The sequence below is a fragment of the Mobiluncus mulieris ATCC 35243 genome, from assembly GCF_000160615.1.
Lineage (GTDB): Bacteria > Actinomycetota > Actinomycetes > Actinomycetales > Actinomycetaceae > Mobiluncus > Mobiluncus mulieris.
Map to the genome: position 1 here is coordinate 304058 of NZ_GG668518.1, position 26010 is coordinate 330067.

Below are 26010 nucleotides of genomic sequence, written 5' to 3' on the forward strand. Positions count from 1 at the left end.
ACTCGGAAGTATGCACAAAAAGGAGTTATTTTACTTACTCGGGAATTAAAGACTTGCTAAAATGAGCAATTTTGTGGCTAAAAGTAGTCTGACCTGGTGTTATAACAGATGAAATTTCGCTCGAAATTAACGTGATATGATGATAGCTGTGACACCACAGCGGCAAACCCGTACCGTAAACGCTGAAACTAAAGGAGCAAAGATGCGAGTCAAATCAAAATTTACGGCAATTGTTGCCGTATTGTCGGCTCTTAATCCTACAAAACCCCTGACCAGCACAAACACCCAGAAAAGCCCCATATGTTACAAATACGTACAATTCGGGTTGATATCAAGAAAAATCTACGATACAATAACACGGTAACTACTGCTACTGTTCACAAAGGAGTGTATCGTGTATAGGAAATTGAATATAGCTGTCTTGGTGTCGGCGCTCGTGGCTGCAGTGGCGGCTTCCGTTCCGTCCGTTGCATTTGCTAAGGAACAGTCGCCTCCTACCGCCCAGGAACAGGCATTCTATCGCCAGGCGTTCGGACATGAATTCTCGACCGAGGAACACGCGGAATACCTAGAGCTGTTTGGTTCTGTTCCCACCAGTGAGGAAGTAGCGCAATATATCCAATCTTCTGAAGAAGAACAGAAACAGCTAAGTCGAGTGACCGGGTTACGAGCGACCGGTGCAGACACCTCAATGAGTAGTTCGTGGTCAAGTAATCTTTTTTCATACGGCAGGTGGATAAGTAGAGATGTCTGGTCTCTTTCTTTGATGCCGAACCAGACGATTATCCCCGAGGTTTCCATAAGGTACTCTACGGAAGGTTGGCAACAAGTGTACAATCGTTTTCATGGCGATAGGCACTGGCTAGCTTACAGAGGGCACGGAGCCGATGAAAGCATGCAAAAACAGTACCACTGCCACGTCGGCTACGGCTCAATAAAGACGCCATGGAATCTTGAGCCGTCAAAACGTCCGGGTGCAATCAACAGTATTACTTGTAACTAGCTGGTAAATGATTTTGGAGAATGCGAGGTAACCATGGAAGTGCTGATAGTAGTGACTGCTTCGAGTATCGGGCTGATTGGCTTGCTGCTTTCAATTTTTGTATGGAAGTTTGTTCCCGATATGGGAACGAGGAGATTGCCAAAAGTAGCGATTGTTTTGGCTTTTCTTTTGGCCTTGGGTTCGATGTACTTGCCTGAATTTATGTACCTAAAATTTGGTGGAGCTTTCGACCCGGATGTGCGAGATTTCTTGGATGTGTCTTTCCTGCCTATCTTCAAAGGATACGCAGTGATACTCGCTGTCGTAACTCTTGCCGGGCTGGTGTGGGGATACTACAGGTCCGGCAAGAAGCAAACTTTAGCGAGTTAGTAGTTTCACGGATCAAGCTTTTTATCCCTAGGATTTCGTGGCAAATTCAGGGATATTTAGAGGTGTTTGAATGGTGTTGTGCCTGGTGTGGCGGGTTATTCCTGGTTTTGTCGAACTGCTACGAGTAACTGGAGAGTTCTCGACCCCAGGTTCGGATGGATTTGTGGTAAAATTAAATGCTTTCCCGGAGCGATTTAGTTTCGGGGTGTTTTGGTAACTGAATATTTGGGGATGATCGGTTTCGACGGTCGGTGATGTCCTGAGAGAAGCGGGTCGAGGAGGTATCCTCAGCTCGGAAACGCTGGATACGAAACAATAAGTGCTGAACGTAACAGTACTGAATCCCTCGCCTTGGCTGCTTAACCCAAGGGAGCTTGATTCCGTCAGTCCGCAGTTGCTCTAGCTGCGGGGGCTGGCGTCGTTTTTAGAGCCACTGGAACCACCCGGGTTACTTGGGCGGGTTCGAGATTTTAGGTAACTTTAGCCGGTGACAGCCCTGTCTGTGGGTGGCCACCGGCCGAGAATCTAAAGCAGACTGCACCCGGAGAAGAAGCAGGCTTGGTCGATCGGACGGGGGTTCAATTCCCCCCATCTCCACTACGAGCACACTGAATTGATACCTTTGCGCAAAACTAGGGTTTTGCGCAGAGGTGCGCGCAAAATTTGAAAACGCGCGCAAAATATAAAAGTCCTGCTCACAGGCATAAAAATAGAGCTGACTACTTCAACGGTGGTCAGCCCTATTTCGCTTTGCGCGGGGTGCTAAAGTTTATGGCTCCAGTATCCGGTGAGCGCGAATGCGGCGATGAGTTGGAATGCTGCTGCGCTTTGGAGGGCAATGAATGCCGTAATGCTGAATGCGCCCATGATAAGTGACGCGCCAACGAGCACCATGGAGAGCACAGTGATGACGGGTCTTCCAGATTTCATGCGAATCGCCGCTTCTCGCTCGTCATTTTCACGAATGTAGGCGGCCTGCAATATTTCGTCATTGCGCATTTTTCCAAGATTCACGCCCATGTATCCCACACAGATAAGTTCAAAAATGATTCCGGCGACGGTGATGATGTTGAAGATTGGTGTTCCTGGCACATTTGCGCGCAGGAAGACGTTCCCTAGGGCACTAAAAGCGAGACCGAGAATAACGAAGATCAGTGCCAGGGCCTGACGTTTCTTCAGTTCGTTGCGGTATTGCTCGAGTTCGTTCATTTTGATTCCTCCAGGTTTGTAAAGTCGAAGACGTCCTCAATGGTGCGGCCAAAGTAGTGGGCAATTTTGTACGCCAAGGGTAGAGAAGCCACGTACTTTCCGGTCTCAATCGAGGTGATTGTTTGCCGGGTGACACCAACGGCAGTTCCGAGCTCTTCTTGTGAGAGCTTTCGTTCTTTTCGTAGTTGTGGGATTTTTGTGTGCATTCCGTTCCTTTGTGCAAAGCGTCCTTTACATAAAAAGACTAGCTAACTTTGCATTAAATGACAAGCTCGCTTTGCGTTCAGTGCTGCAATGGTAATTTCGTACCGTCAGCAAAGATTACGCTCGCCTCGCCTGATGGTGTGATCTGGATGCGTTGGCAAAGAGCATGCAGGGTTGCTCGGTCAAAGTCTTGGCTGAGGGTGGCGTTTTGGAGGGTTTTCTTGAACCTGGTCAGTTTGGCTTTGATGCCGTGGCGGCGCACGATTTTGCTTGCTCAGGGTTGATTACGGGCTCGCCGTCTGGGCCGCGATTGTATCCGAGGAAGTTACCGTAGGGCATATAAACTTTGCCGTCTTGGAAGCGCTTCCTGTAACCCCACGTGACGTTCTCGGAGATAAATCTGGATTCTTCTTGGGCGAGGGAGCTCATGATGGTGATGAGGAGTTCGCCTGGTCAGCATCATCGGTGGAGACGCGAGCATAGCCAGCCACGCAGATTGTTACGCCGAGATAGCCGTGATAGTTGCTGATCAATTTTGGGTGCGAGTTTGCCGACCAGGGTCCCATCACTTAAAACAACCTTGATATCCAAACCCTTAAGAATCCGGGCAGCTGTAGCATCTGCTACCCCTTGAACATCAACGCTGCCAGTATTAGTTTCCTTTTCAGTTTGCGATGTGTGGGTAACTAGGGCAGGGGTCAGATCAGCGTTTGGCAATGACAAATCCTTACTGACCTTGATAGGTACGTTAACCCCGTTAGTTAACTCGCCCATAGCGTCCATGGTGTCTTTTGCCATGTTCGCTGCCGCATCTGCAGCCTTATGGCCTCGTGAGGTTATTGCTCCGGCTAAACCAGTAACTAGCATGTCGCCAACCCACGCCATTTGTTTAGAAGGAGAATGGATGGAGGCTGTTATGGAAGAGGTAACTACCAGGCGATAAGTACCCCGTTGGCGTCCAGTCTCGCACCAGTTAAGGCAGCTGCAGCCTCTGCCCCGAGATCATCAACCCCAAGAGTGAGCGTTCCAGATTTGAATTCCTTGACAATCTCGGATGCCCCGTCATCGGCATACAAAATTGCCTCAGCTACCTCCACAGATAATTCTGCAGATATTGCTTTAGCGAGCGGTTTAGGAACGGCATAGGTTTCCTCACCGCTGGTGGGATCTTCGCTAATGCTCGCGTAGTAGAGCTTGTCTAAACCAATAGTTGCCATGATGTTTTCTTTCTGTTGGATCCTCGTATTGAGGTGTGGGCTATTTTTCGGTTATTCTTAGGGCTAGGTGCGTGTGAACGAGGGGCGTGGTTGTGATGGCGCGTGGTAAAGCGGTGGAGCTTTTTCTGGTCGATGGAACCCCTGGTGGTATGGCTACTGCGGGGATAGCGGATTGGACGGGTATTCTCACCTCTGCCCGCCGCGATCAGCTTTCCCAGCTTTATAACCGAGAGGAAGCCAATAGTGAAAGATTTCGTCGGCTTCTTTCTTCACGTTGATGTTCGTTGAAGAGGTAAGCCAGAAGTCGAGATGGAGGTTTCCTCTTCGTCCATACGCAATAGGGTGGGCTCAGTCTTCAATATAGGCTGCGGATTCCTGGGAGAAGCCTGTGTACTGTTAAGAGCGATAGCTAGTTCATTGGCAGTGCCGTATTTGACGTAGTCGTACCAGTTGTTTGGGATGCTCTGGATATAGTGGATCTTCTTGTATTTATTGGAAAATCGCAGGAAATAGAGGGAGAGGCTAAAAGGCTCTGCTCTTAGCTGGATGCCTTGCGATTTTGGGCAATATTTTATGCGTATTGATGATTTCTCTTGTTCGCGGGTTCGTTAGGCGTTTTCGCGAGGCAAGATCGCTATCTCTAAACCGGCGAGTACGACTTCTATGATGATTTCAAAGTATTCCTGACTCATGCGGTCTTCGTTTTTCGGGTTGGCTAGCGGAAATAAGTAGCCCTGGATGATGTCAGCCAGCGTTGTGGAGCAGGCAGCTAGGGGCTGAAGCCGGGTAATCATCTGACCTAGGTCGTGGCGCTGTTCCTGCTTGGTTGGGCTGCGCAAGTTGCGAGCAGTAATGCTCCACAGCATCGTGTTGATGATAATTGAGTATGCGATGTGAATGTACTTGCTAAAACCAGCGTCCCGTAGTTTTTCGTAAGCCACCTCCAAGATTGGTATAAACGCGGCGTCCATATGTCCATACATCAGTTTGTCGGTGACTCCGGGGAATTCAAGAAAGACGGGTCTGACATTTTCTGCTAGGGAGATGAACCAATCTTTCCATTCCAGCTGCTCGTCCGGTAGCTCGATGGTGCTAGTGATCTCGCCTATTACAGAAGCGGTAATGGTGTCACGGTTTTGGTAATGGTGGTAGATGACAGAGGGAACTACTCCCAGACGCTGCGCAAGGTCACGAATCGACCATTTTCTAGACCGCACTCTCGGGTCAGTTCCATTGTGGTGTACATGATTTTTTCCTGCGTCAGCCAGGCGCGTCTACCCGTGTTTACCCGCTTGTCTTTATTTCCCACGAAAACAGCATACCTTCAACCTTGACAATGCTAGAACATTGTTCTAGTATTGTTTCAGCTTGATTGGTAGCTCACTTTGGAAAGGATGTTTTAATGTGCGCCACTAATGAACGAAACGAGAAAGTCGAATCAAAAATAACGGGACTGTTTCCCCTGTTTTTGACGGTGTTGCTGGCGTATATGGGACAGATGATTCTTAATCCAATTTTGGCTCCGCTATCGCGCGAAATCGGGCTGAAGGAATGGCACATTGGCGCCACCATTTCGTTAGCAGCCATAATGTTTTCTCTTACCTCCACCAGGTGGGGACGGGTCTCATTGCGATGGGGATTTCGGCGTATCTTGCTTATTGGCATGCTTGCCGGAATCCTGGCTCTAGGCGGATTCGCTATGGTGGTGTGGCTAGGATTTAAGGGTCTGCTCACCGGCATAGCGTTGATTATAGGAGTAGTCATAACTAGGGGCGTGCTGTACGGCGGTGCCATCGCATCAGTTTCCCCAGCCGCGCAAACCTACGTTGTGACTCATACCTACAATGAGACGCAACGGGTAAAAGGTCTGGGAGTCTTGGGCGCTGCACAAGGATTCTCGTCTATTCTTGGAGCCTTATTGGGTGGCAGCCTTGCAGCTATAGGAGGTTTCATGATGCCCTTGCTGGTGATGCCTCTGGTCATGCTTTTAGGCGTTGCCGTTTTGCTGCTAACATTCAAACCCACAGGTGGCGAAGAAAAAGTCGCTCAACCGGCAAAAGTTTCCTATTTTGATTCAAGAGTATTCGTGTTCCTGGCTTGCGGTTTCCTAATGTTTACCGCTTTTTCTACCGTGGCTACACTTTTCGGCTTTTTACTGCAGGATGTTTTGAAGCTAGCGGCCGGCGCAACAGCAGGGCTCACCGCTTTGTGCATGTCAATAATGGGTGTGGTGATGATACTGGCGCAGGCCTTGGTGGCTCCAAGGTTAAACTGGGGTGCTAAAAAACTCTTTAGAAGAGGATTAATAATCGTTCTTCTCGGGTTACTGCTCTTGGTTTATCCACTAAATCTTGGACTGTTCATCGCGGCCAGCATCTTGACAGGCTTTGGTCTAGGCCTGGCGATGCCTGGCTACAACACGGCGCCTACTTTGCAAATGAAGCCCGAAGAGCAAGGTGGGCTGGCCGGGTTGATTAATGCTAACAATGGTGCGGCCTATGTAGTGGCGCCGATAGCCTCCACCGCACTTTACGGGCTCTCTCCGTGGCTACCAATGACATGTTGCACAGTCCTGATAGCTGCGGCAATTTTGCTGAGTTTTTACCATCCCGAGTTCCGCAAATAATCTCTTTATGATTAGAAGCAAAAACCATAAAAATCCCTTCAAAGCGGTGTTCACTTCAGCAGAACTATGATGTCTAGTCGCTACGAGACGGGCTATACAAAACCGAGTTGATTTACTCCCAGACCTGGCTCATGTACCGAAGTCGAATGGGCGACCCTGAACTGGGTGTACTGGTGGAATCACCAGCGTCTCTACGAATCGCTAGATTATTCCACTCCCGAGGAAGTGATAACCCAATATAATCAAACCCATGCTAAACAACTAGCACCCGCATAAGAAGCGGAACAAAACCTGGGACGCTTCAACCGGAATCACAGCGAAAAAATACGTCCGAATCCTACGACCTATCCAGGAGTAAACCATCCTCTACCAAGGCCACGAAATCCAATCCAGCGACTCCATCACCCCACAAGCCCAAAAAATCCTAGACAAGCTGGGCCACTAAAGTTACATGATTCAGGTCCAGAGGCTCAAATCGACGCTGTCAGAAGATGCAGCCGAGCAAGCTCTGAATCCCTACTTTAGCTTGATAACAAGGGAAAACAGGCATATTTTCTCAGTCTCCACAGCCCTCACCTTTGTATTAATACCAGCAATCCCGTAACTACGCATAGGCAATATAGCACAGTCCGCCCTTTGTGGCGGGCTGTTTTTGTTGGTATTGCAACTGCCATTGACAATAGAGCTATCCCATATTTATCCCATACCTGGGAGGAAGAAATGTCGCTAAGACGGCGTAGCCGTTAGAAAATGGCTATGGCTGGCCGGTTTAGGCGAAGCACCCGCGAACCCGGCTGGCGCCTCATGAAACCGCCTGTTGTAACCGATGCCGTAAAGCTATACACTTGGTGAATAGTTGCGGCTAGTCACTGAGTGTATAGGAGGCGTGGTGGAAACGAAATACGGTTTGTTGGGACTGTTGACGCGCGAGCCGAACTACGGCTATGAACTGAAAAAACTATACGACCACTATTTTGCTGGCGATAAGCCAATCCTGGCGGGACAGGTGTATTCCACCTTGGCGCGTTTGGCGCGGGATGCCAAGGTGATGGAAGTCGCCGACAGCGGAGCCCCAGCCGGACCCGCACGCACCCGCTATGCCGTCACTGCGGGTGGCGAAAAAGAACTGGTGGAATGGTTGCGCACGCCGCTGATTCCTTCCCCCACCCTACAATCCGAGTTGTATCTCAAGACGGTGCTGGCCCTGTTAATCAATGGGGATGCGGCTCTGTATCTGAAAGCCCAGCGCCAAGCCCATCAGCAGCGGATGCGCGAGCTTACGGCTCGTAAACAGCATGCCAGTCTGGCCGAGAAACTCCTGTTAGACCAGGCGATTTTTCACATTGACGCGGATTTGCGTTGGATTTCCTTGACGACCTCGCGTCTGGATGCGCTAAAGGAGCAACTGTGAACCCGCCGACAACCCCGATACTTTGCGCCCGTGAGCTAAAGAAAACCTACGGGCTTACCCCGGCACTGCGTGGCGTGTCCCTGGACGTAACGCGCGGTGAAATCTTGGCAATTATGGGGCCTTCGGGCTCCGGCAAGTCCACCTTGTTACACGCCTTGGCGGGAATCGAACTGCCAGATTCGGGCTCGGTGTCCTACAATGACCGTGAGCTCACCAGCTTGAGCGATGCGCAGCGCACGGTGTTGCGCCGCACGGATTTCGGTTTCGTATTCCAGTTTTCCCAACTGGTTCCCGAGCTGACAGCGGTGGATAACATCGCAGTGCCACTGCTTTTGAACGGGGTCGCGAAGAAAACCGCGTATGCCCAGGCTCACGAATGGTTGGCGACTGTAGGCCTGGAAGATCACGCGGATTCACTTCCCGGCGAGCTTTCAGGCGGGCAAGCCCAGCGAATCGCTATCGCCCGCGCCTTGGCACCGCGCCCCGCAGTGCTGTTCGCCGATGAACCCACCGGATCCTTGGATTCCCTGAATTCTGAGACGGTGATGACCTTGCTGGTGGATTTGGTGCGCGTGCGGGGGTTGACAGTGGTACTGGTGACTCATGAACCTACCGTTGCAGCCTATGCCGACCGTGAAATAATCGTGCGTGACGGCTTGGTGGAGGTATAGCCGTGTACCTCGCCTGGATGCTCACTTGCCGTTCGTTGCGTCAGTCCAAGAGTCGCTTGGCTTTGGTCAGTGCGGCAGTGGGATTTTGTGTGTGCCTGATACTGGTGTTCGCCGCGTTTTGGGGTGCTTTTGGCTCCACGACTGCAACGCGTTGGCAGGGAGCAATCGACAACGCGGACAAATCCCAAGCGACTAATGATGCCAAAGCTGGTGCCACAGATGCAGTGTTGATTAGCCTGGTTGACAACCCCTTCTTCGTTGTGGACGGTAAACAAATCCACGCGGCCTATGTGGACACTTCAGCAACCCAGCACGCGCCCGATTTGTTCGGGGTAAAGTGGCCTCAACCGGGGGAATACCTGATGTCGCTGGGCGTGCAAAGCCTGGTGGCCACGCACCCGGAAGCGGCGATTACCACCCGCTTCGGGCACGTCAACAAAGGATTGCTACCGTATCAGTTGACCAGTGGCCCGGATGACTTGCTGGTGTTTATCGGCAAGAATCTCGCTGGGGATAAAACCGCCGTGCACGTGGCAGACTTTGACACCCCGCAGCCGCCGGCCGGAAACAGCGCAGTGAACCAGGCCGTCTTGTCGATTGGCCTGGTGGTATTGCTGTTCCCGGTTTTGCTGCTGATTGCAATTTCTGCCGCCCTGGGCAGCGTCCAGCGGGAACAGCGCTATGCGGCTTTGCGCCTGGTGGGTGCTACGCGCCACCAGATTCTCCAGATTCTTGTGGCCGAAGCCCTGTTGGGGGCGGTACTGGGCTTTCTGCTTGGCTTGGGCGTGTTTAGCGCAATCCGGCCGTGGCTGGGAGCTGTTTCGCTGGCTGGCAGGCGCCTGTGGCTGTCTGACTTGACGGTCGCGCCTTGGCAGTGTGCGCTGGTTTTTGTGGCGACTATCATCATCACGGTTCTGGCTACTTCGCAGGGGATGCGCGGGGTAGTCGCCACGCCCCTGGGGGTGGTGCGCCACCAGCGTGTAACCAGAAAAATCGTGACCCGAAAAACCGGTGTGGTGCGCATCCTGGTGATGGCGGTGGCTATCGGCCTGGCTATCTATCTGGTGGTCAGCGTGAAACCGAACCGGGGGACACGCCTTGACGCCTATTGGCTGCTGGCTGATGTGGTTTTAATGATGATTGCTCTGATTTTGGTAAGTCCGCTGGTAATCCAGCTGTTGGCTTGGGTGGTTGCAAAACATTGCCGGCGGGCGCCGGAACTGATTAGTACGCGCTATGTGGCAGCCCATTCCCGCCAGATTTCACGTTCGGTTTCCGGCGTGATTCTGGCCTTGTTCGCGGGCACGTTCTTCCTGACCGCCACCTCCCAAACCGGAAAGGTCTTGGATGCCATCGATCACGAACACACCCCGCTGAAACAAGGCGCGGTAGCCATATCCGAGATTCCAGACCAATCCGCAGCCGTCCACCTGGCCGCGCAACTGCAAGCCCAATCCTACGTGGCTCAAGCCCAAGCCGTGCCTTTCGTAGGGGGAACCTGGAGTCTGGTGCCGTGTACGACTGCGAGCGCCTACGTTGCTACGCCTTGCAAATCCGGGTTACTGGGCGTCAACTTATGGGCACGTGCCGGCGAGGCCTCTCGGCTCATCCCCGCGAAAAACCGCGCGGATTTTGACACGTTGGTGAAACGCTACTACGTGCCCGAAACCAGGCATGATGCCTACACTGTGCTGGTCAGCCTACGCGACTCACGTGCCCTGGAACGCCTGCGTACCCTACTGGCCACCACGGACTTTATGCCGGAATTCTCCATGCCACTCATGAACGTGGCGACAGAAGTGAACGTCACCACGGACGTGGGGCTCATCAGTCTTATGACAACACTGGTGTGGATCGGCATGGGGCTGACGCTGCTGATTGCGGTGATTTCGATGCTGGTTTCCACCTATGCGGGACTGCTGGAGCGGCATCGCTCCCTGTTGACACTGCGGCTTTGCGGGATGAAAGTAAGCCAACTAGCCCGCATGATGCTGGTGGAGGCCATCGCGCCGCTGGGAGCAATCGCGCTGCTTTCTGCCAGTCTGGGTTTCGGCCTGGGATGGATGATGATGCACATCTTTTCGGTCAGGCTCGAAGCGAGCTTCACTCCCGCTATTTTCCTGGCGCTGTTGGTGGCGCTGATTCTGGCTGGTTTGGCCATGCTCCTGTTGGTGCCAGCCCTGCGTCGCAGCAGCGAACCGGTCAACAATCGCAGTGAATAGAACGTGAATAGAACTTGAATAGAACAAAAGAAGGTGTTTTGATGAAGGGCAGACGCAAAAAGATGACCGCAGTGTTCGCGGTGGTTGTGATTGCCTTTTTTGCCTGGGTGGTCGCTACGCCAGCGGGGCGGGGCGTAATCCGGGTCTGGATATACCCCAAACCGACAACCGTGGGGATTGACGGTACGCCTTATACCGGGAAAGGCTATGTTGTTATCGACGAGGCCTCGCAGCAGCGAATCGCGGCGGCCGGGGAAAACACTGAAATCACGCCGGCCAGCCTGGCAAAGCTGTTTGTGGCGGAATATGCCCTGGCTGTCGCCGACCCGAACGATGAAGTGTCCGTCAGCCGCGAAGCCCTGACGAAAGCGAAACCGGGATCCTCGCTCGCGGGGATTGTTCCCGGAACCTACCGGCTGCAAGATCTGCTAGCTGCGATGTTGGTACCTTCCGGCAATGACGCGGCTTATGCCGTGGCGGAGTTTTGCGGCGGGAAAACGCATCCGGGAACCGCCGGGACAGACCAGCGGATTGACCTGTTTATGACTGATTTGGCTGAATACCTGAAAAAACAGGGCTGGTCGCATACCCGGATTAATGACCCCAGTGGCTATGACCCCAGGGCGGTGAGTACGCCAAGTGAGATCGCGGCAGTAAGCGAAAAACTCCTTTCACGCCAGTGGATTCGCGACATCGTCAAGTCGCAGCGCTATGCAATCGCCCCGCTATCAGGCCAGCACCTCATGATGGTGAACACCAACCAAATGCTCAACCCGGAAAGCATCTATTACATCCCGGAAGTCGCCGGCCTCAAAACCGGGTCTTTGGGGAAAATCCACAATCTTGCCATCCTGTGTGCCAAGAGTGGCCACGATTACCTGATTGTCAGCCTGGGATCCACCAGCGAGGCCAGCCGCTATGACGATCTGAACAATTTGATTAGCAAAATCGGCCAGTAACTCTGTCCTTCATTCGGATCCATGGTTTGCTGGCAGAAATGAGTGAAAAAACTGCGTTTTGCGAGGAAAATTCCGCGCAAACCCAAAGAATCTGGCGTTTCCCGCCACGGTGCCGACACCGGAGTCAGGCTGAAATCTGAAAAGTGTCGGTATTGCCGGGTTTGAAATCCTGAAAAGTGTAAAATAATGCCGTATTGAAATCTTGAAAAGTGTTAGGTGGGTGGTGTGTGTGCTGGTCAGGCGGGTTTTAGCGGCTTTTCATGAGTGGCTAGCGGATGATGGCGGCGGGGCGTCGCGGTCGGCTCGGGTTCATGAGGTGCCATTCGAATTTGGACTAAATCCCCGTGACCTGGGCTAATACTAAAAGCGGACACATTTGACAGGTTTTGGGTCAATCCGAGAAAACCCAAATCGCCCTGACCTGCGCAAACCGAAAACTTACCGGATAGCAAGTGTCTGCAATGAATAAAACGCCCGGAATCCCGGCAAGCGCCTCATGAACGGGCTCCCGTATTGGCTACTTGCCAATTGGGCATTTGCTGGCGCGAGCCTAGCGAGAGGGGTTCTGGGCGGAACGCAGCGCGGCACAGCTGTTGAAAACCTTAAAAACAGGAAAACTAAAAAAGTTGCACGAGTCAGCTCAGCCCCTCGAACAAGTCGGGGTAGAGCTTTTCTAGCCGCAGTGTCTCCATGATGATGTCCCCGTTTCAAGTAAACGTTTTCAGGCAAGCGCCTCATGAACTGAGAGTTAGAAACTGGGGGCGATGCGTTCAATGTAGCGGTTGTAACCATCCCTGCTACCTGTTGATGTAAAACCGGAGGTTCCTGGGTGGTTTATTGCGTCTTTGTGTATCGATAACGTATCATGAAGGTATGAAGTCGGTTATTACTCGAGTGGTTGCTAGTGATACGGCAAAATTCGCGCAGCTAGTAAGATTTCACCGTCAGGCTTTCGGGTTAACCCAGCAGCGGTTGGCGGATATGGCTGGGGTGACTCGTCCAGCTATCACGCGGCTAGAATCCGGGGCGCCCTCGGTGCGTTTAGATACAGCTTTGAAAGTACTTGATGCGCTCGGGGTGGAAGATCTTACCTATTACACGAGCGAGGATGCGGATAGCGATGCTTAGAAAACTAGACGCATACCTGTTTGGGCATAGGGTGGGCAGGTTTAAATCTCATGCCGACCGCACTATAGCGTTCACCTACGATGAATCCTGGGATGGGCAGGATATTTCCCTGGGTTTGCCTCGTCAACACCCGGAATATGACGCTAGGCCATTTCTGGAAGGCTTGCTTCCTGAGAACAATATGACCAGGGCTATTTGGGAGAGGGAATATCGTATCCCCGGTGGGAGTGTTCTCGGAATGCTGGCGGTTATGGGTAAAGACGCGCCTGGGGCTATCCAGTTCACACCTCCAGGCCGTCCGCTTGCACAGAATCTGCCTGACCGGGCTGTGCCACTATCCGGGCGCCAACTAGAAGATTTAATGCGCAATGTGTCATGCGAGGAGGGTGTGTGGGGTGCCTCGGCGGGACAGGATGAGGATGCCCCCGGTAAGTTTTCTCTTGCCGGTCAGCAGCGCAAGACCGCGTTGTATCGTGCCCCTGATGGGCGGTGGTGTCTGCCGCAGGGGTGTTTTCCTTCCACGCATATTATTAAACCTCAGATTTCCAGTGATTTTGCCTATTCTGATGTGAATGAGGCGGTGTGTCTGTCGGCGATGCGTAGGCTTGGTATCAAGGCTAGCGTGGAGACGATTGAGCTGGTGGGTGGGGTGCGGGCTAGTGTTATCGAACGCTACGACCGTGCGGTTACTTCTGATGGTGGGGTAGAACGGTTTCACCAGGAGGATTTTTGCCAGATTCTGCGCTGTATGCCCGCATATAAATATGAGCAAAATGGGGGGCCAACTGCTGTTGCTATTGCCCGGACCATACGTAAATATGCGAGTGTGCAAGACATGTTGGAGTTTGTAAAACAGCTGGCTTTCAACATTGCGGTGGCGGGCACTGATGCTCATGGTAAAAACTTTTCGATGCTCGAAACTGTAAAGGGGTGTTCGCTTGCTCCCGCTTATGATGTGGCCTCGTACCTGTACAAGGTTGACCCCGAGAGGAGCGAGCGTTTGTCCTCGTCGATGCAGATAGGTGGAGAATATCGTTTCGTGGCTATCCGGGAGCCACAGTGGGTGGATTTCGCGTCTGACGCCGGGCTGGATGCGGATACAGTGTTAGGGATTGTGTCGTATGTAGATCAGAATGCAGCGGATGCGGTTTCTGAGGCTCTAAAGGAATTCGGACAGTTCGCGGCGGGGACACCGGTAGCCGATTTGGCGAGCCGAGTTAACGCGTTTCGCGTGAGTCGCGCGACAGCGAGGCAAAAACCCTTTCGCGCCCAAAATTAGGCGGGCACTCACGCTGTCCAGTGTTAACATCGACACGTCCACCCCAGCTACCCGGCGGCTCGTAATTTCGGGTCGCGGCGCAGGTAATCCCGGGTTTCTCGCGCAATCAGCCCGGAGGCCAGTACCAGCCCAATCAGGTTCGGGATCGCCATCAGGGCATTGGAAATGTCGGCCAAAACCCAGGCGACTTCGATGGAAGAAATGCATCCCACGAACAAAACCACCGCGAACACAATCCGATAGACCGCCACGGCTTTCAGCCCGGCCAGGCGTTCGATGCACCGCTCGCCGTAATACGCCCAGCCCAACACGGTGGAAAACGCGAAAAATACCAGGGAAATGGCGACTATCCAGTGTCCTTGGGTACCCGGGAATCCGATGGTAAAGGCCTGGGCGGTTAGGGGGGCGCCGTCAAAACCATGCCCGTTGGGTCCGGACAACTTCCAGGCTCCGGTTACCACAATCACCAGCGCGGTCATGGAAACCACGATAATCGTGTCGATGAATGTTTGGGTCATGGATACCAGGCCTTGGCGCACGGGCTGGCGGGTGCGGGCGGCGGCGGCGGCAATCGCGGCGGATCCCATCCCGGATTCGTTTGAGAAAATCCCGCGTGCCACCCCGTATTGCAGGGTCACTATGAAAGCGCTGCCTACAAAGCCGCCGGTTGCGGCGGTGCCGGAAAACGCGTCGCGTACAATCAGAGCCAGCGCGCCGGGAATCGCGGCCGCGTTCAATCCCAGCACAATCAAGGATGCGCCGACATAAATGATAATCATAATTGGTACGAAAGCGGCGGTGACGCGACCGATTGACTTCACCCCGCCGAGTAAAACTACCCCAGCCAGTACCGACAGGAACAACCCGGTCAACACCGGGTGGATGCCAAACGAGTGATTCAACTGAGTGGCCAGCGAATTCGCCTGGGTCAGGTTCCCGGTTCCCAGCGAGGCCACAATCATGAAAATCGCGAAGGACAGCGCCAAAATCTTGCCGAGCCGCCGGTTTTTGGTGACGTATTGCAGGTAGTGCTGCGGCCCGCCGTTCATCTCGCCGTTGGCGTCTTTCTTGCGGAAACGCACCGCCAGGAAGGCCTCGGAATACTTTGAGGCCATGCCGACCAGCCCGGTGACCCACATCCAGAACACGGCACCCGGCCCGCCTAGGTGGATTGCGGTGGCCACCCCGGCGATATTGCCCACGCCTACGGTCGCGGCCAGCGCGGTGGTCAGGGCCTGGTAGTGCGAAATGTCGCCTTCGATGGTGTTGACGATGGGGATGCCGCTGGTGGCGGTGAGGGCGGGGATTTCCCCGGTGGCGGTGGGGGAGTAGTCGAGTTCATGAGGCGCGGGTCGGGTCGTCGGCGTTTTGGTGGCGTCCGCTTCATGAGGTGCCTGCCCGGATTCCGGGCTGACTGCCGTACTGGCGCCATCTTGCGGGTCTGCTTCGTCCCGGCGGACAAAAGCCAGGTGCAAGGCTGGCAGCAGTTTGCGGAACTGAATCCCTCCCAGGCGCACGGTCAGCCACAGTCCGCAGCCCAGCAGCAGGGGAATCAGGACGAACGGCCCCCATAAAACCGCGTCGATTCCCTTGATAATCCCCAGGAAATCAAAGTTTCCCCAGATTCGGCAAAAATCGAAGCCTTGGTTTGTTTTCGTAAGTGTTTCCATAAGTTTTTATCCAGCCTTAGACGTTTTTGCCCAGTTTAATTTATCTTTCCCGGATTTAGAGAATCGCGGCGCCCAATCGGGTCGTTACCGGAGCTGTTACCGGAGCTGGTGGCAGAAATTCGGGGGTATTTGTGGTGGAGGCTCGATATATTTGAGCCTCACCCCCATTTTCCCGGTATTTCTGCCACCCTCCCCAGAATGCTGGTGAAAAATCCAGGAAAAACCGGGTACACCAGGTGCGAAAATCGCCCCCTACCGTCAAAATCTCCTGAATTTGTTACGCGGGGTAAAGGTCTTCATGATCGCAGTTTTAAGATCCCGTTCCCATTTTAAGTATGGTATATATTGTTTGACTATAGTAAATAGTGTATAATGCTTGTACGTTAGTTTTATCTAGGGTTATTGGTTGAACCATGCTTTAAGGCAGGTTTGGTTTCGGCCTGTGGTGGGGTTTGCCGCCGTGGAATCACGACGGGCGCTATCCTATGCCGGTGCTCACCGAGGAAATCTTAAGGTTTATTTGCTACGGGAAAAGAGATTCAAAAACTAAACGTGTCAGCGGTGGTCATATCCAAGATGCTTTGAAGAATGGCGGTGGGAAGAAGTTCCACACGGAGTTTCCTGCCGACTGGACTGTGGAAACTGTGTGCGAGGTCTTTTTATCATGTGATACAAACCAATCCAGCAATCAACGGAACCAACCTAAGGTTCAACGGAACGTATCTCGGGGTGCATATCAAGAGTGAATATGATTTTGGTGACTTCGTCAGTGTTGGCAAAGAAATCCATTTGTATCTGGTGGAAGAGCCAGGAGTACGAGCCTGGAAGAACGGGAAACCGTGCAAAGTCAGTCAAAAGCGACAAAAATAAGGTAGGATGAAACCATGTGGGAAGACTGGGATGAAACCAAATTTGACGACCCGGCGGGGGATGAGTCTCTCGGGGGCGTTTGCCATGTTTCATCATAAATCAGGCTCCCGAGTCGAGGTTTTTTTGTTCTGGATGACTATACCTACGCCGAGTGGGATGATTCTCTGGTCTGTTCGCTGATGCGCGAGGTTTTCAACCATGATGTGACTCTTACCCCCGCGCTTTTGGGCGAGATTCGCGACTTTGCCACGCAAAACCCCAGCGATGACTCTGATGTCACCTTGCGAATGCTCGATGAGTACAACAAAAAACGTCACCGTGTCGCTGTTTCCATATAATGCGCACGCTTATGCTGAGTCCTTCACTAGAGCCGCACTGACCGAGGTTGTTGATGTTCTGCGGTTTTGCCGCCCCTTATACCGTGGTGGGTTTCGTTCCGGGTTCATGAGGTGCCATCCGGGATGCCGGGCTATATTGCCTTGATACCCGGCCTGAAAACGGGGTTCGGGGCGTGCGGTCAAGTGAATACGGGCCGTTTGCGCGGGAAAAGGTTTTGGTCTGGGTACCCCGCACCCAGACCAAAACCATTCCTATTCAGTTATTTTCGCCAGCCAAGCCCTAGTTACTCGGTTTTGGTGATTTGCACTGCGCACCATCTGCGTTGCAGTTTATGGCACCATTCACATGGCATCCCTTAGGCAGATTCCATAACTCAGCTTTCAACTTGTTGTCCTGCAGGTTGAGGTATTGGAGGTTTTGGAGTTGGCTGATTTCTTTGGGAATGCTGGTCAACTTGTTGTCCTCCAGGTAGAGGTATTGGAGGTTTTTGAGTTGGCTGATTTCTGTGGGAATGCTGGTCAACTTGTTGTCCCCCAGGCTGAGGTGTTGGAGGTTTTGGAGTTGGAGGATTTCTGTGGGAAAACTGGTCAACTGGTTTCTCCACAGGTTGAGGGTTTGGAGGTTTTGGAGTTGTCTGATTTCTTTGGGGATGCTGGTCAACTTGTTGCCCGCCAGGTCGAGGGATGTGAGGTTTTGGAGTTGGCCGATTTCTTTGGGAATGCTGGTCAACTTGTTGTCCCTAAGGACGAGGTGTTGGAGGTTTTGGAGTTGGAGGATTTCTGTGGGAAAACTGGTCAACTGGTTTCTCCACAGGTTGAGGGTTTGGAGGTTTTGGAGTTGTCTGATTTCTTTGGGAATGCTGGTCAACTGGTTTTCCCCCAGGTAGAGGTGTTGGAGGTTTTGGAGTTGGCTGATTTCTTTGGGAAAACTGGTCAACTGGTTTTTCCACAGGTAGAGGGTTTGGAGGTTTTGGAGTTGGCTGATTTCTTTGGGAATGCTGGTCAACTGGTTGCCCCCCCAGGTAGAGGTGTTGGAGGTTTTGGAGTTGGAGGATTTCTTTGGGAAAACTGGTCAACTGGTTTTCTCCCAGGTTGAGGGCTTGGAGGTTTTGGAGTTGGAGGATTTCTGTGGGAATGCTGGTCAACTGGTTGCCCCCCAGGTTGAGGGTGTGGAGGTTTTGGAGTTGGCCGATTTCTTTGGGGAGGCTGGTCAACTGGTTTTCTCCCAGGTTGAGGGCTTGGAGGTTTTGGAGTTGGCCGATTTCTTTGGGAAGACTTTTTATCGAAGCGTCAAGAAATGACAAGTCGTGAGCGTTTACGAAAACTTTTACGCCATCGATATTTTCAATAATTCCCCTACAGGATATAGCTTCAACTGTATCGAATTTGTTGTTCAAATCATCAAAAGACAACCACCATTCCCCGGCCTCTGTTTTTTTCTCGCTGTACAAACATTTTCGTAGCCCGGAGTTGGTGGGAACAGTTACTGGCTCCTCTGTATTGCCAGGAGCTGGAGAACTGCTCGGGCTGGGTGTGGGGCTAGTGCTGGGGGTGGGTGTGGGGGTAGTGGTTTCGGTTGGTTTTGGCGCCGGGGTGGAACCGCCACCCGAGCTGCCGCCGCTGCCGGAGGAGCTGCTGCCGCCGCTGAATCCGCTGTATCCGCCGCTAGAGCCGCTGCTACTGGTGGAGGGCTTGTCTTTGTCTTTCTTGTCTTTGTTTTTGTCTGGGGTTGGGGTGGTCTCGCCGCTGATTTGTTTCACGGCCTCGGGGGATACCGCCCCGGTGCCGCCGATAATAGTGGTGGCGGTGAGTGACTTGTTAGCGTCGAGCCAGGCTTTGGTTGTCGAGGGTAGAGCCTGGGGTTGGGTCAAGAGTATCGGCGTGCCGTTCAAGCCCGCTGCTGCCGAGGCCGCCAAAGCGTCGGGGAAGTCCACGCCGGTAGCAATATAGGCACCTTTAGGGGCGGGGAAGAATTTAGCGGCAATCTGGGCAGCGGTATCAAACCTGTCCTTACCCGCAATACTCGCGTGCTGCACCCCAGCCTGACTCAAAGTCCGCTCCGCTGGTCCGCCAATCGCGGTCACGGAGGGCGCGGCTTGTATTAAAGTCAAAGTTTCGGGGGATAGGGGAGTGTCTGCCAAGAGGAAACCCGCCCCGGTATGGGCGGCGGCTGCCCCCGCAGCCAACGCGTCAGGGAAGTTTCTACCCGTAGCCACCAACAAGGGCAGCGCCTTCCCGCCGGACAAGGCGATAGTCTGCTGGGCAATCTTCAAGGATGTCTGGTAGCGGTTTACCCCGGCGATGCGTTCTGTGGTGATACCCAAACCGGTAATCTCTGTCTCTACGGCGGAAGACACGGCTCCAGTGCCGCCCAGAATAATAACCTTCTTAGTCTGCTTCGCGGATAACTTCGCTTTCACGCTCGCGGGGAGGCTGCCGGGTTGGGTGAGGATGACGGGGGCTTTCAACAGTTTTGCCAGCGGCGCGGCACCCAAAGCATCGGGATACGCATCCGCACGCGCCAAAATCACGGTGTTGCTCCAAGTAGTTTGGGAGTCCCAAATCTTCAAGGCCGTATCAATACGGTCAGAGCCAGCCACGCGGTTTACCTGTGTGGCAGCCAACACGACTGGGGATAAAGCCGAGGTTAGAGTGACAGTCAGTGCGCCAGCCGCGACAGAAGCTAACGCCTTACGGCCAAAACTGCGGGGGGGTATTCATAATCGAAATTTCCTTCCTGTGATAAAAAAACACCGAAACACGAGGAATCTACTGAAACATAAAATCCCTAAAACGCCACGATACCCTCCAAAAACAGTCCTGTCTACAAAATAAAAGTAAAGCTTTCCCAAAAACCCCGCCACCAGTATAAACACCCCAAAAATCCCCCGACTAAACTAGACCCTAGCCCCGGGTTCCACCGCAAAAACCATAGTCCACCCCAGGATTTCGTCAGGGATATTGACCACAACAATCCCCGCCTCACCCCGAATTCCATGCCTGGGACTCCACAGGCAAGCCTCATGGAGACTTAGCCCGCAAACCCCACGACCTGCCTGACCCGCAGCCCCGGCACATCGTCCGCCATCCCAGATGGCACCTCATGACCCCCGGCGAGCCCGAGACATCCTGGCAGAAATGAGTAAAAAAAATCGGGATTTTGACGGAATTTTTCCCGCAAAACCGAAATACTCACTGATTTCTGCCACGCCGCCGCCCAGCAAACCGCACAACAACAGCCATTATATAAAATACTGCATCCAGTGTAATAAAAATATTGCCTCTCCTGATATAATCGATATATGGCATATGTGCGGCGGGGGTTGGCGCGTTGTTTGAACGCCAGCCAGGTATTTCCGGTGACGATTTTGGAGGGGCGCCGGGCGGTGGGTAAAACCACTTTGACCAGGCGTTTGGAACGTGACTCGCCCGGTTATGCTTTCTATTCCTTGCTGCCCTCTGGCGGGAACTTGGCTGCGGCGCGCCGCAATCCGGTGGGGTGGTTGGAGTCGCTGCCGCAGCGTTGTGTTATTGACGAGGCGCAACAGCTAGAATACGTGACCCAGTATGTAAAAGACCTGGTGGATCGGCTGGATAGCAAGCGGCGGTTTATTTTGACTGGTTCCGCCACGGTTGGGCGGGAGCGTGCCGGATCGCCGGACTGGTTGACGGGACGCGCCAATCGGTTGGAACTGTTGCCTTTCAGTGCCTCGGAGCTTTCCGGGCGTGGGGTGGTAGAGGATTACTCGCTGGTGGATGCCTTGTTTAACGAGCATTGGGATGGCATCACGGTGGACAGTGAGGGGATGGACTCTTTGCTGGGGAGGCTGCGTCGGGGTGGAATGCCTAATCTGTGTTTGCCCGGCAGGGATGTGCCCATCGATTTGCGTGATATTAATCATGTGGTGGCCGCCGAGGTTGACTTGGCGTTGGGGCGTGATGTGCTGCCTGGACAAGTGTTTGACTCGGGGATTGCCCGGATGCTGCTCGATGCCTTGTTGCGTGCCCCGGGTGGCCTGTTGAACAGGCTGCGTTTGGCTGGCGAGTTGGGGATTGACCAGCGCACGGTCTCACGTTACCTAGAGGTGCTTTCGAGGCGTTTTTTGATTCATTTTCTGCCGAATTTGCGTGGCTCGGTGACGGGGTTGAATCGCCGTCAGCAAAAGGTTCATGCGGTGGATACGTCTAATGTGTGTGAGTCGGTGGCTCGCGCGGGTCACGATATTAGCCACGATATTTCTTTGATGGGTCAGGCTTTCGAGACTTGGGTTGTGAACCAGGTGCGTGCCGAGAATGGGTGGGCGCGTCGCCCCTGTCGCTTGGGTTATTGGCGTGAAACCAGCAATAATCGTGAATACGAGGTCGACTTGGTGTTGTTGGATGAACAAAACCGGGTGGTTGCTATCGAGGTCAAGCGTTCCTCGGAGCCTTCCCCGCGTGATTTTATTGGTATAAAGCGCCTGCGCGAGTCTTGCGTGAAACAGGGCTGGGTTTTCCATCGTGGTTTCGTGGTTTGCACCACGGCGCACTCCCGGCCTTACGGGGATAAGCTGTGGGCGATTCCCTACCAGGCGCTGGGCGAGTATCCCATCGCCCGCCGGGGGGGTTCCTTTGACGGTAAAGACGGCAGGGAGTCAGCCCCGGTGGCGAGCGTCAGTAGTCCGGTTGGTTCGGTTGACGTGGTGGTGTTCATGAGTTGCTTGCCGGAAGACGATGCGTATCTGCGGGGGGCGATTACTGCCTTGGGGCTCGAGGTTGCCCGCGCCTATCGATTCCAAACCGGTGAACACCTGGAGGTGTTGACGGATCGGGATGGCACCTCGTGGAAAGAAAACTGGAACCAAAGCGTCCGGCGTGCGGCGGGTGCTCAGGCGTTTCTGATAGCGGCGGTGACGCCCGGCTACCTGAAATCGGAGGTGTGCCGCTCGGAGCTGACTGCGTTTGCGTCCCGCCTTGAAACCGGCGGACACCAGGGTATTTTGCCGCTGATAATCCAGCCTCTGGGTGATAGCGTGCCCCCCAGTCCCGCGCGCGAGCTGGTGGAGCGCTACCGTTTCCGTGATGTGCCCGTCGCGGACGGGTGGTTTTCCCCGCAATCAGCGGAATTCCGCCGGATAGCGGCGGATATTGCCCAGCACATCCGCGCGGAGATAACAAAGCCGGACTAAGGGTTGCCACGCACTGTTCATGAGGTGCCATTTAGGGGGCGAGGGCGTTGCTGGGGATGACATAGACCCCATCGGGACGTTGGTAGGCATATTCTCCCAGTCCTACGATGATCGCCAGGAAGGCGGGCTCGCGAGTCTGTGTCAAGGGATTATCGGCGAGTTTTTGCTTTAGTCGCAACAGGTTAGCAGCGGCTTGGTCTAGCTTGTTTTGCCCGAGTTTTATCTCGATTCCTGCCCAGGAGCCGTCGGCTTGCTCGATAATGACATCAACCTCTAGTCCGGTGTCGTCCCGGTAGTAACGCAGCGGCTCGTCGGCAATGTCCGGTAAAGCGCGGGCGTAAACCAACAGGTCACGCACACAAAGGTTTTCGAAAACCAGGCCGAAAGTCTGGAAATCCCGTAACAAAGATTCTGGGTTCATCCTCAGCAACGCCACCGCCAGGGACGGATCCGTAAAATACCGTTTTTCCTTGATTTGAAAGCGTTTCGGGGAGCGTGCGGGCGGTGCCCAGCCGGGAATCTGTTCGATTAGATAGAAAGAATCCAACATGTCCACGTATTCACTGACCGTGCGGGGGGTGGGCTTTTCGGGGGTATCTTCTGGGCCGTACATGTCGTTGACTAGGGTTTTATACGTGGCTGACTGGCCAACATTGCGCGCCAAAGCCCGCAACAGTCGCGAGGCAACAGCGCCGCTGCGTCCCTGAGCTGGCACATTAATGGTGGTCACGGCCTTCAGGTAGTTTCGTGCCACTCGCAGCGCCTCGCGCGGGTTATTCCCGATATTACCCGGCCAACCACCCCGAACACAGCAAGCAGCCAGGTCGGCTGGGGAAACCTCGCTGCGACAGGGGGTGAAATTCCCGGCAAAAAGTCCACTAAGCGAAATGGCACCTAATGAATCCCCCGACTCAAACAGTGACATCGGTGACATACGCACCCGTCCGATTCGTCCCGCCCCGGAGTGACGAATCGTGCTGTAGTCGGGGGCGGAAGAACCCGTGAGAATCCACAAACCCCGCCGTTGCCCGGCATCGTCCACCGCGTGACGCACCGTATCCCAAATCTGGGGTGCAAGTTGCCATTCGTCGATAACGCGCGGATTTGCGCCGTCGAGCAGAATCTGGGGAGCATTCAAGGCAATGTCTAGACTGCCCGGTTCGTCAAGATAGGCGATGCTTTGCGCGTGACGGCGTGCCGTCCAGGTCTTCCCGCACCACTTCGCGCCCGTGATTTCGACCGCGCCGTAGAGGCGCAGACATTCCTCGATTTCGGAATCAACTATGCGCGGCAGGTACCCTTCGGGGGTGACGGTTTTCATGAGGTGCTTCCTTTGATTTTAGGGCATTTGTCGGTTCCAGAATACCAAAATCCGAGGATTTGAACAACCAAAATCCGAACTTTCCAACTGCAATTATCCAAGTTTTGTAACTGCAATTATCCGAACTTTTGAACAACCAAAATCCAAAAAGCGTACGGAAGAAACCACAAAAACGCGGGGTCGATTTGCGGTGGTTTCAGGAGCTGTGCCGCGCGGGGTTATTGGCGTGAAACCAGCAATAATCGTGAATACGAGGTCGACTTGGTGTTGTTGGATGAACAAAACCGGGTGGTTGCTATCATTGCGCCGGCTAGCGGCTATCGCCCAGCGCATCCGCGCGGAGATAGCAAAGCCGTAATGTCAACGGTTTCCTTGGTGGCAGAAATTCGGGGTTATTTGTGGTGGAGGCTCGATATATTTGAGCCTCACCCCCATTTTTCCCGGTATTTCTGCCACCCTAGTTCCTAAACGAATGCACCGGGGCGGGGATGCGCCCGCCGCGAGCCGCGAAAGCTTCGGAGGAAAACGGTGACACTGCCAAAATCGGCGCCCATCCCAGCAGTCCTCCGAAGTTGGCGGATTCACCCACACCCTTGCCGGGTACCGGGATGACCCGCACGGCAGTGGTCTTGCCCGCTGAAATCCCGATGGCGGCCTCGTCGGCAATCAGACCGGCAATCGAGGCGGCCGGGGTGTCGCCGGGAATCGCAATCATGTCCAGGCCGACGGAACAAATCGCCGTCATGGCCTCTAGCTTTGGTAAACTAATCGACCCGCGCTGCACCCCGTGAATCATATTAATATCCTCCGAAACCGGAATAAACGACCCGGACAAGCCCCCGACCAGGGAACACGCCATCAGCCCGCCCTTCTTGACCGCGTCATTCAACAATGACAACGCAGCGGTGGTGCCAGGTGCCCCCACGGATTCCACTCCCAGTTCTTCTAGGATGGCGGCTACGGAGTCTCCTATTTCTGCGGTGGGCGCCAGTGACAAATCGACTATCCCAAACGGCACGCCCAGGCGTTCGGCCACCGTGCGCCCCACTAGCTGCCCCATGCGGGTAATCTTGAAAGCTGACCGTTTGATTGCCTCCGCGCATTGCTCGAATGTCGCGCCGCGCACCTCGCGCAGGGCGCGTTCCACCACGCCGGGTCCGGAAATCCCGACGGACACTACCGTGTCGGGCTGGCTGACCCCGTGAAAGGCTCCGGCCATAAACGGGTTATCACCCACGGCATTGGCGAAAACCACCAGCTTGGCTGCCCCCAGGCCGTCGGCCGCAGCGGTCGCCTCGGCCGCCGCCCGCACAATTTCGCCCATGCGCGCCACCGCGCTCATGTTGATTCCCGCGCGGGTCGACCCGATATTCACCGAAGAACACACAATATCCGTGCTGGCCAGAGCCTCGGGGATGGAATCAATCAACGCCTGGTCGCTGCGGGTCGCTCCGGCTTCGACCAGCGCGGAATACCCGCCCACAAAGTCAACCCCGACTGCCTGGCCGGCTCGGTTCAGCGCCTGGGCAAACGGCAGGGGGTTGTCGGTTCGACAGGCGGCCGCGACCAGGGAAATCGGGGTCACAGAGATCCGTTTGTTGATGACCGGCACCCCGAATTCGGCGGCGACTTCGTCAGCCACCGCCACCAGCCGCGCGGCCGCCCCCACAATCCTTTCCTCGATACGCGCACACGCTCGCGCCACGTCGGAGTCCGCGCAGTCCAGCAGGGACAGCCCCATAGTGACGGTGCGCACATCCAGATTGTCCTCGGCAATCATCTGGATGGTTTCAAGAATCTGGTGTTCGGTGTCAATACTCATCGGTTTCTTTCGGTTTGGTGGGTGGTGGGTGCGGCGGGTTCATGAGGTGCCATCCGGCACGTCGGCTCAGCTCGCACGCGGGACTGGCAAAAATTCAGGGGGTGAAAACCGGTTCACAAACTGTGCATAGTGTTGAAAATGGCTTCGGCTTGTACCCGGATTTCCAGCCTTTCGGCTGTCTCCACAGATTTCATGGCGTCTTGCAAGGCCCGCAACGACACCACTTCCGGGTCGAATTCCAGGAGCATAATCATCGTGAAGTACTCGTCCATCAGGGTTTGCGAGACGTTTACGATGTTCACCCGTTGGCTGGCCAGGGTTTGGGATACCGCCGCGATGATTCCGGTGTGATCCAGACCGGTGACGGTCATAATTGCTTTTTTCATGTGACAATTATGCACTGTCAGCGGGATACCCCGTGTCGGGAGCCTCCGAAGCTAGAAATACGTCATATTATGCTTACGTAAACATCGTGGGTGGCGCCTCATGAACCCCCACGAAAACCCAGGTGAAACCGCTGCCT

General features: G+C 54.2%; 22 protein-coding genes, 1 other RNA gene and 2 pseudogenes. 13 read left to right on the forward strand and 12 right to left on the reverse strand.

Going from position 1 to position 26010, the window contains the following annotated elements:
* The first annotated feature begins 394 nt into the window (after nucleotides 1-394).
* From HMPREF0577_RS01185 to ssrA, 3 genes are all read left to right on the forward strand, one after another.
* Nucleotides 395-1003 carry a DUF2599 domain-containing protein gene (locus tag HMPREF0577_RS01185; protein WP_004011824.1) on the forward strand — a complete coding sequence of 203 codons (609 nt, stop codon included), beginning with the start codon at nucleotides 395-397 and terminating at the stop codon, nucleotides 1001-1003.
* Nucleotides 1004-1036: 33 nt separating this feature from the next.
* Nucleotides 1037-1372 (forward strand): hypothetical protein, encoded by a 336-nt coding sequence (locus tag HMPREF0577_RS01190; protein WP_004011825.1) that lies wholly within the window; start codon nucleotides 1037-1039, stop codon nucleotides 1370-1372.
* Nucleotides 1373-1599: 227 nt separating this feature from the next.
* Nucleotides 1600-1972: a transfer-messenger RNA gene (gene ssrA, locus HMPREF0577_RS10680) on the forward strand.
* 162 nt (nucleotides 1973-2134) lie between these two features.
* Here the strand turns inward: ssrA and HMPREF0577_RS01200 are convergent.
* The 6 genes and pseudogenes from HMPREF0577_RS01200 to HMPREF0577_RS01220 form a co-directional block, all read right to left on the reverse strand.
* The gene (locus HMPREF0577_RS01200; protein ID WP_004011827.1) at nucleotides 2135-2581 is read right to left on the reverse strand and encodes a hypothetical protein; all 447 of its coding nucleotides are present in this window, start codon (nucleotides 2579-2581) and stop codon (nucleotides 2135-2137) included.
* Nucleotides 2578-2787, reverse strand: a complete 210-nt coding sequence (locus HMPREF0577_RS01205; protein ID WP_004011828.1) for a helix-turn-helix transcriptional regulator — start codon at nucleotides 2785-2787, stop codon at nucleotides 2578-2580. Before HMPREF0577_RS01205 ends, HMPREF0577_RS01200 begins: the two co-directional genes overlap by 4 nt.
* Before the next feature lie 265 nt (nucleotides 2788-3052).
* Nucleotides 3053-3235: pseudogene (locus HMPREF0577_RS11740) on the reverse strand (recombinase family protein); the annotation flags it as partial.
* A gap of 9 nt (nucleotides 3236-3244) precedes the next feature.
* Nucleotides 3245-3583, reverse strand: a complete 339-nt coding sequence (locus HMPREF0577_RS01210) for a hypothetical protein (protein WP_248613624.1) — start codon at nucleotides 3581-3583, stop codon at nucleotides 3245-3247.
* Nucleotides 3584-3714: 131 nt separating this feature from the next.
* Complete coding sequence (locus HMPREF0577_RS01215) at nucleotides 3715-4002, reverse strand: major tail protein (RefSeq protein ID WP_004011832.1); 288 nt, start codon at nucleotides 4000-4002, stop codon at nucleotides 3715-3717.
* Between the two features lie 608 nt (nucleotides 4003-4610).
* Nucleotides 4611-5219: a hypothetical protein gene (locus HMPREF0577_RS01220; RefSeq protein WP_004011834.1), complete on the reverse strand. Its 609-nt coding sequence runs from the start codon at nucleotides 5217-5219 to the stop codon at nucleotides 4611-4613.
* Nucleotides 5220-5404: 185 nt separating this feature from the next.
* On the opposite strand from HMPREF0577_RS01220, the gene HMPREF0577_RS01225 reads away from it, so the two are divergent.
* The 8 genes from HMPREF0577_RS01225 (at nucleotide 5405) to HMPREF0577_RS01255 (ending at nucleotide 14298) form a co-directional block, all read left to right on the forward strand.
* On the forward strand, nucleotides 5405-6628 hold the full coding sequence (locus tag HMPREF0577_RS01225) for an MFS transporter (RefSeq protein WP_004011835.1): 1224 nt from the start codon (nucleotides 5405-5407) through the stop codon (nucleotides 6626-6628).
* Nucleotides 6629-7514: 886 nt separating this feature from the next.
* Nucleotides 7515-8039: a PadR family transcriptional regulator gene (locus tag HMPREF0577_RS01230; protein WP_004007817.1), complete on the forward strand. Its 525-nt coding sequence runs from the start codon at nucleotides 7515-7517 to the stop codon at nucleotides 8037-8039.
* On the forward strand, nucleotides 8036-8710 hold the full coding sequence (locus tag HMPREF0577_RS01235; RefSeq protein WP_004007818.1) for an ABC transporter ATP-binding protein: 675 nt from the start codon (nucleotides 8036-8038) through the stop codon (nucleotides 8708-8710). Before HMPREF0577_RS01230 ends, HMPREF0577_RS01235 begins: the two co-directional genes overlap by 4 nt.
* A 2-nt stretch (nucleotides 8711-8712) precedes the next feature.
* Nucleotides 8713-10932, forward strand: coding sequence for an FtsX-like permease family protein (locus HMPREF0577_RS01240; RefSeq protein ID WP_245527380.1), 2220 nt, complete (start codon nucleotides 8713-8715; stop codon nucleotides 10930-10932).
* Nucleotides 10933-10973: 41 nt separating this feature from the next.
* The gene (locus tag HMPREF0577_RS01245; protein ID WP_004011836.1) at nucleotides 10974-11891 is read left to right on the forward strand and encodes a D-alanyl-D-alanine carboxypeptidase family protein; all 918 of its coding nucleotides are present in this window, start codon (nucleotides 10974-10976) and stop codon (nucleotides 11889-11891) included.
* A 202-nt stretch (nucleotides 11892-12093) separates the two neighbouring features.
* Complete coding sequence (locus tag HMPREF0577_RS10690) at nucleotides 12094-12249, forward strand: glycine cleavage system protein H (RefSeq protein ID WP_211580186.1); 156 nt, start codon at nucleotides 12094-12096, stop codon at nucleotides 12247-12249.
* A 515-nt stretch (nucleotides 12250-12764) separates the two neighbouring features.
* The gene (locus tag HMPREF0577_RS01250; protein WP_004007824.1) at nucleotides 12765-13019 is read left to right on the forward strand and encodes a helix-turn-helix domain-containing protein; all 255 of its coding nucleotides are present in this window, start codon (nucleotides 12765-12767) and stop codon (nucleotides 13017-13019) included.
* On the forward strand, nucleotides 13012-14298 hold the full coding sequence (locus tag HMPREF0577_RS01255; RefSeq protein WP_004011839.1) for a type II toxin-antitoxin system HipA family toxin: 1287 nt from the start codon (nucleotides 13012-13014) through the stop codon (nucleotides 14296-14298). The genes HMPREF0577_RS01250 and HMPREF0577_RS01255 overlap by 8 nt, the downstream gene beginning before the upstream one ends.
* Before the next feature lie 47 nt (nucleotides 14299-14345).
* On the opposite strand, the gene HMPREF0577_RS01260 is transcribed toward HMPREF0577_RS01255, so the two are convergent.
* Nucleotides 14346-15968: an alanine/glycine:cation symporter family protein gene (locus tag HMPREF0577_RS01260; protein ID WP_004011840.1), complete on the reverse strand. Its 1623-nt coding sequence runs from the start codon at nucleotides 15966-15968 to the stop codon at nucleotides 14346-14348.
* Nucleotides 15969-17041: 1073 nt separating this feature from the next.
* On the opposite strand from HMPREF0577_RS01260, the gene HMPREF0577_RS11960 reads away from it, so the two are divergent.
* A complete protein-coding gene (locus tag HMPREF0577_RS11960) occupies nucleotides 17042-17176 on the forward strand; it encodes a hypothetical protein (protein WP_255312878.1) in 135 nt (44 codons plus the stop codon).
* Between the two features lie 280 nt (nucleotides 17177-17456).
* Here the strand turns inward: HMPREF0577_RS11960 and HMPREF0577_RS11630 are convergent, their stop codons facing one another.
* Together HMPREF0577_RS11630 and HMPREF0577_RS11635 are read right to left on the reverse strand one after the other, a co-directional pair.
* A complete protein-coding gene (locus tag HMPREF0577_RS11630; RefSeq protein ID WP_004011846.1) occupies nucleotides 17457-18182 on the reverse strand; it encodes a leucine-rich repeat domain-containing protein in 726 nt (241 codons plus the stop codon).
* A 19-nt stretch (nucleotides 18183-18201) separates the two neighbouring features.
* Nucleotides 18202-19803, reverse strand: a pseudogene (locus HMPREF0577_RS11635) (cell wall-binding repeat-containing protein); the annotation flags it as partial.
* Between the two features lie 675 nt (nucleotides 19804-20478).
* On the opposite strand from HMPREF0577_RS11635, the gene HMPREF0577_RS01290 reads away from it, so the two are divergent.
* Complete coding sequence (locus HMPREF0577_RS01290) at nucleotides 20479-22344, forward strand: ATP-binding protein (protein WP_004011851.1); 1866 nt, start codon at nucleotides 20479-20481, stop codon at nucleotides 22342-22344.
* A gap of 31 nt (nucleotides 22345-22375) precedes the next feature.
* Here the strand turns inward: HMPREF0577_RS01290 and HMPREF0577_RS01295 are convergent, their stop codons facing one another.
* The 3 genes from HMPREF0577_RS01295 to HMPREF0577_RS01310 form a co-directional block, all read right to left on the reverse strand.
* A complete protein-coding gene (locus HMPREF0577_RS01295; protein WP_004011852.1) occupies nucleotides 22376-23665 on the reverse strand; it encodes an ATP-binding protein in 1290 nt (429 codons plus the stop codon).
* A gap of 457 nt (nucleotides 23666-24122) precedes the next feature.
* The gene (locus HMPREF0577_RS01305; RefSeq protein WP_004011854.1) at nucleotides 24123-25487 is read right to left on the reverse strand and encodes a PFL family protein; all 1365 of its coding nucleotides are present in this window, start codon (nucleotides 25485-25487) and stop codon (nucleotides 24123-24125) included.
* Between the two features lie 113 nt (nucleotides 25488-25600).
* The gene (locus HMPREF0577_RS01310; protein ID WP_004011855.1) at nucleotides 25601-25873 is read right to left on the reverse strand and encodes an ACT domain-containing protein; all 273 of its coding nucleotides are present in this window, start codon (nucleotides 25871-25873) and stop codon (nucleotides 25601-25603) included.
* Nucleotides 25874-26010: the final 137 nt, after the last annotated feature.